The following is a 2,996-nucleotide window of genomic DNA, read 5'->3' as shown; positions in this document are numbered from 1 at the left end:
GAAGCTGGAACTGCCCGAGGCCTGCTCGGGCAACGCCTACACCGCCGAGTACGCGCACGTCCCCACCACCCTGCGCGAGGCCGCCGAAGCGGAACCCGGACGTGCCGCCGTAGAAGTGGTCCATGGGGGTCCACAGCACGCCGAACCGGGAGGCCGAGTACTCGAGCATGGCGTCGTCCGCCCGGAACGGCAGCGTCACGACCACGAACATGCCGCCCTCGGGCGCGTTCCACGTGACGTCCTGCCCGGCGCCCGGCACGGGGGAGAACACGGAGCGCAGACTCTCCAGCACGACCGCCAGGTTACGGCGGTAGACCTCGGCCTCACGGGCGGTGGCACGCTTGAGACTGCAGCCGTTCTCCAGGAGATATCCGCCGATCACCGCCTGCGCGACGGTCGAGGTGTTGAGCGTGACCATGCTCTTGAGCTTGGCGAGATGGTCGGCGAGCAGCACCGGCTCCTCGTGCGCGGCGCCCGTCGCCGTCACGGGCTGGTCGGCGATGACGTAGCCCACGCGGGCGCCGGCGAACGCGGACTTGGCGAACGAGCCGAGGTGGATCACCCGGTGGTGCTCGTCCAGGGCCTTGAGCATCGGCAGCGGGGCGCCGCCGGCGCGGAAGAGGGAGTAGGGGTTGTCCTCGATGACGAGGATCTCCTCCCGCGCCGCCAGCTCCAGCAGGGCGATCCGGTCGGCCAAGGACATGCTCGCGCCACTGGGGTTGGCGAAGTCGGGGACGACGTAACAGGCACGCGGCCGCAGGCCCTCGCGCCGTGCCGCCCGTATCTGCCGCTCCAGGTCCTCCAGGTCGATGCCCCCGTCGTGCTCCCGCACGGAACGCAGCCGCGCGCCGGCCACCCGGGCCGCGCCGATGAACCCGACGTAGTTGGGGGTCGCGGCCAGGACGACGTCGCGCCCGTCGCGGACGAGCGTGCGCAGCAGCAGCACCATCGCCTCCTGGCAGCCGGTGGTCACCACGATGCTCTCCGGGTCGACCGTCAGACCCTCGTCGACCTCCAGTTGGCGCGCTATGAGTTCGTGGATGAACCCTTTGGTCCGGCCGTACTGGAAGAACGTGCGCCGCACCTGCTCCGCGGAAAGGCCCTTCTCGCCCTCCAGATAGTCCCGGAACGTGCCCAGGTGACGTGAGAGGTCGTCCACGTCGTAGAAGCCTTCGAACGGCCGGCCCGCGGAGAACGACACCGCCTCCGGATACCTTCCGGCGAGTTCGTTGAGCAGCGTCATGGACGTGAGCGCGGGATCATCGACCGACGCGTGCAAATCGGTGACACTCAGCCGGATCGGCCCTGGTTGTTCGGTCATAGCACGTCATCCTCATCCGCTGGACAACTCAGCCTTGAGCTGGTGTCGGTTGAATGGCGCCTCGTCGGGGTGCTCAAGAACATATGTGGCTTCCCTCGAACGCTGAAAGAACATGACTGGAGGAAGAGTCGATTTCCGCTGCCGAGCCCTTTCGGCACAGCGAATTTCGTGCATCCTGTCCCGTCAGCGGGACAGCGCGGATCGACATCCGGACCCGCCCGGCGCGCAATACCCGAAACGCGGGCGCGCGTTCGGGAAAGCCCTGAGTTCCTTGAGACGTTGACACCCTCTTGGGCGGCGGAGAGAGTATGGAACTGCTGGGCGAACCGCGAGAAGGCACGGGTATTGCTGCCGCGACCGGCCGGCGTCTCCCGGCGAACTGCCGGGCCCCGAGCCGGGCCGGCGGCCGTCCGCCCGGTGAGCGGCCGCATATCAGGCGATGCCGCGTCGACCCTCCCATTGACCCCCGCACACGGCCCGCGCCGCATTCACGGAGCCGGCGAACGGTACGCGAGACGGCTCCGCGCACCCCTTTTCCACGCGGCGAGCGGCACCCGACACCCGAGAAGGAGTTGACGCATGACCACACTCGACGAAGGCGTGCTGGAGAAGGCGGCGAAGGAATACGCCGAACAGGGCTTCTCCATCATCCGCAACGTCATTCCCCAGGAGCTCCTGGAGGAGGCGGCCGCGCACGTCGACTGGCTCACCAAGAAGTACCCGGACCTGCGTCCCGAGCACTTCCACCACCCCCTGATCCGCAACGACGCCTTCTGGGCACGCCTGGTCTCCGACTCCCGCCTGGTCGACGTCGCGGAGTTCTTCCTCGGCCCCGACCTCGGGTGCTTCACCGCCCACTACATCTGCAAGCCCCCCTACAACGGGCAGCCCGTGCTGTGGCACCAGGACGGCGCCTACTGGACGCTGAGCCCCATGGACGCGCTCACGGTGTGGCTGGCCGTCGACGAGAGCAGCACGGAGAACGGCTGCCTGCGCATGATTCCCGGCAGTCACGAACTGCCGCTGCACAAGCCCTCGCTGCGCACGGACACCGACAACATGCTGTTCTCCGCCTCCGACGAGACAATCGTGCGGGAGTGGATCGACAAGGCCGGTGTCGTGGACATCGAGCTCAAGCCGGGCGACGTCTCCATCCACCACCCCCACCTGCTGCACCACTCGGAGGCGAACACCTCCGCCAAGCGGCGCTGCGGTCTGGACATCGGCTACATCGCGACGACCACGCGCATCCACAGCGAGGGGATCTATCTCGACCCGCTGCTGGTCCGCGGGACCGACGCGGCCGGCCTGAACAACTACCGTCCCTTCCCCACCTACCAGGAGGGCGAGACGATCCCCTTCGCCGGCCAGGAGGACTGGAACGACACGGTGGCCAAGCTCAACGCGGCTCTGCCGGCGCGTACCCGGGACCTGCCCGAGGAGAGCCCCATCGAGACGACCCGGCACATGATCGAGCGTCTGCGCGCGGGCACCACCAAGGAGTGAGCGGGCCGCACGAGGGCCGATGGCGCGCCGCCCGGCGCGGCGCACCATCGGCCCTCGGTACGCGACAGGGTCATGCGGGAGCGCTTGGCGACGAACACATGCGAGGCAACGTCCGCCTCCAGCTCCGCGGCCTCACCGCCGCTGCCGACGAGGACCCCGCCGGCCGACT

1 protein-coding gene and 2 pseudogenes are annotated in these 2,996 nt (G+C 68.7%); 1 reads left to right on the top strand and 2 read right to left on the bottom strand.

Annotated features, from left to right (window positions below; genetic code table 11):
- Window positions 1-151 precede the first annotated feature (151 nt).
- Window positions 152-1,243: pseudogene (locus ACWEBX_RS38700) on the bottom strand (aminotransferase-like domain-containing protein); the annotation flags it as partial.
- Window positions 1,244-1,900: 657 nt separating this feature from the next.
- On the opposite strand from ACWEBX_RS38700, the gene ACWEBX_RS38695 reads away from it, so the two are divergent.
- On the top strand, window positions 1,901-2,827 hold the full coding sequence (locus ACWEBX_RS38695) for a phytanoyl-CoA dioxygenase family protein (protein ID WP_451889396.1): 927 nt from the start codon (window positions 1,901-1,903) through the stop codon (window positions 2,825-2,827).
- 80 nt (window positions 2,828-2,907) lie between these two features.
- On the opposite strand, the pseudogene ACWEBX_RS38690 reads toward ACWEBX_RS38695, so the two are convergent.
- Window positions 2,908-2,996: pseudogene (locus ACWEBX_RS38690) on the bottom strand (dihydrofolate reductase); the annotation flags it as partial.

The organism is Streptomyces sp. NPDC005070 (assembly GCF_053600395.1).
This window is presented reverse-complemented; position numbering and strand designations above follow the sequence as displayed.

Bases quoted from the DNA above. Each gene is read 5' to 3' on its own strand.
- ACWEBX_RS38695 (WP_451889396.1), top strand. From the start codon at position 1,901: ATGACCACACTCGACGAAGGCGTGCTGGAGAAGGCGGCGAAGGAATAC.